The organism is Micromonospora sp. ATLC20, assembly GCF_057196585.1.
This window is the reverse complement of record NZ_JBXUOV010000354.1, coordinates 1-1,972: the sequence shown is the minus strand read 5'-3', so window position 1 is coordinate 1,972 and position 1,972 is coordinate 1. Positions and strand designations below refer to the sequence as shown.

At 78.9% G+C, this 1,972-nt stretch carries 1 protein-coding gene; it reads left to right on the top strand.

The window, feature by feature from the left end; all coding sequences use genetic code 11:
- A partial coding sequence (locus AC2CHG_RS31205; protein WP_484526186.1) for an ATP-binding protein occupies window positions 1–1,972 on the top strand: 1,972 nt, incomplete at both ends.

The window sequence follows — 1,972 nt, the reverse complement described above, 5'->3', positions numbered from 1 at the left end:
CGCTGGACCTGCGCGACGCCGCCCTGCGCACCCCCGGCGGCCCCGCCGACCTGACCGGCCGGCTGGTGGCGGCGCTGGCCGACCGGCGGCTGCTGCTGGTGCTGGACAACTGCGAGCACGTGATCGACGACGCGGCCCGGCTGACCGGCCGGCTGCTCGCTGCCGCGCCGGGGCTGCGGGTGCTCGCCACCAGCCGGGAACCGCTGGGCCTCACCGGCGAGGCGTTGTGCCCGGTCGGTGGGCTGTCCGCCCCGGACGGGCCGGCCGCACCGCAGGCCGCGGCCGCGTACCCGGCGGTGCGGCTGTTCACCGACCGGGCCGCCGACGTGTCGCCCGGGTTCACCCTCGACGACGCCACCACCCCGGCGGTGCTGCGGATCTGCCGTACCCTCGACGGGCTGCCGCTGGCCCTGGAGCTGGCCGCGGCGCGGCTGCGGGCCCTGCCGGTTTCGCAGGTCGCGGCCCGGCTGGACGACCGGTTCCGGCTGCTGCGCCGCGGCGACCGCACCGCGGCGCCCCGCCACCGCACGCTGGAGGCGGTCGTCGGGTGGAGCTGGGACCTGCTCGACGAGCCGGAGCGGCGGCTGGCCGCCCGGATGAGCGTGTTCGCCGGCGCCGCCGATCTGGCCGCCGTGCAGGCGGTGTGCGCGCCGGACGCCGGGGACGTCCTGGACGTGCTCACCGGCCTGGTGGACAAGTCGCTGGTGGAGGCCACCGGCGGGCGCTACCGGATGCTGGAGACGATCCGCGAGTTCGCATCCGCCCGCCTCGCCGAGCACGGCGACACCGGGCGGGTGCGCGACGCACACGCCGCGTACTTCCTGGATCTGGCACAGGCCGGCGACGCGGCGCTGCGCCGCGGCGGCCAGGAGCGGTGGCTGCGCCGCCTCGACGCCGCCCGCGACGACCTGCACGCGGCGCTGCGGCACGCGGACACCGCGACCGGGTTGCGGCTGGTCGCGGCGCTGGCGTTCTACTGGTGGCTGCGGGGCCTGCGCGGGGAGGGCGCGGCGCTGGCCCGGCGGCTGGTCGACCGGCTCGGCGGCCCGCCCGACGACCTGGCCGAGGAGTACGCGCTGGCCCTGTTGATCGCCACGCTCGCCGGTGGCGGCGAGCGCAGCGAGGTCGACGCCGCGTCGCGGATCCTGTGGACCCTGGCCCGGCCGCCCCGGCATCCGTTCCTGCTCTACCTGTCCGGCATGGCCAGCGGCCCGCCGTCGCCGGAGGACGCGGCGGCGCTGCACGAGCAGGCCGTTCGGGACCGGCTGCTCGGCACCGACCCGTGGAGCCGGGCGCTGGGCCTGCTGGGCACCGCGATGGTCAGCCTGCTGCACGGCCGTCACGCCCAGGCCCACGCCGACCTGGACGGCGCGCTCGCCGGGTTCCGGGCCCTCGACGACCGCTGGGGCATGATCGTGACGCTGTCCACCCACGCCGAGGCCGCCTACCGCACCGGTGACGTGGCGTCGGCGGCCGCGCCGATGGCGGAGGCGCTGGAGCTGGCCGAGCAGCTCGGCTCCACCCTGGACCTGGCGGAACTGCTGCGGACCCGCGCCGACGGGCGGCTCGCCGCCGGTGACCTGACCGGCGCGGCCGAGGACTTCCGGCGGGTGCGGCGCATCGCCGGGCCGGCCGGCGCGCCGGAGCTGGTCGCCGCCGCGTACCTGGGGCTCGGCGAGATCGCCCGCCGTGACGGCGACCCGCAGCGGGCGCGGACGCTGTGCGAGCGGGCGGTCGCGCAATGCCCGTCGGGCTGGTTCGGCGCCGACGTGGTGCGGCTCGCGGCGCTGGTGACGCTCGGGCAGCTCGCCGACGCCACCGGCGACCCGGCTGCGGCCCGCGCCCACTACCGGCAGGTCCTCACCGCCGGCGTCGGGGTGTGGGACGTGCCGGTGGTGGCCGCCGCCGCGGACGGGCTGGCCGGGCCGCTGCTGCGCGACGGCGACCCCGAGTCGGCGGCGCGGCTGCTGGG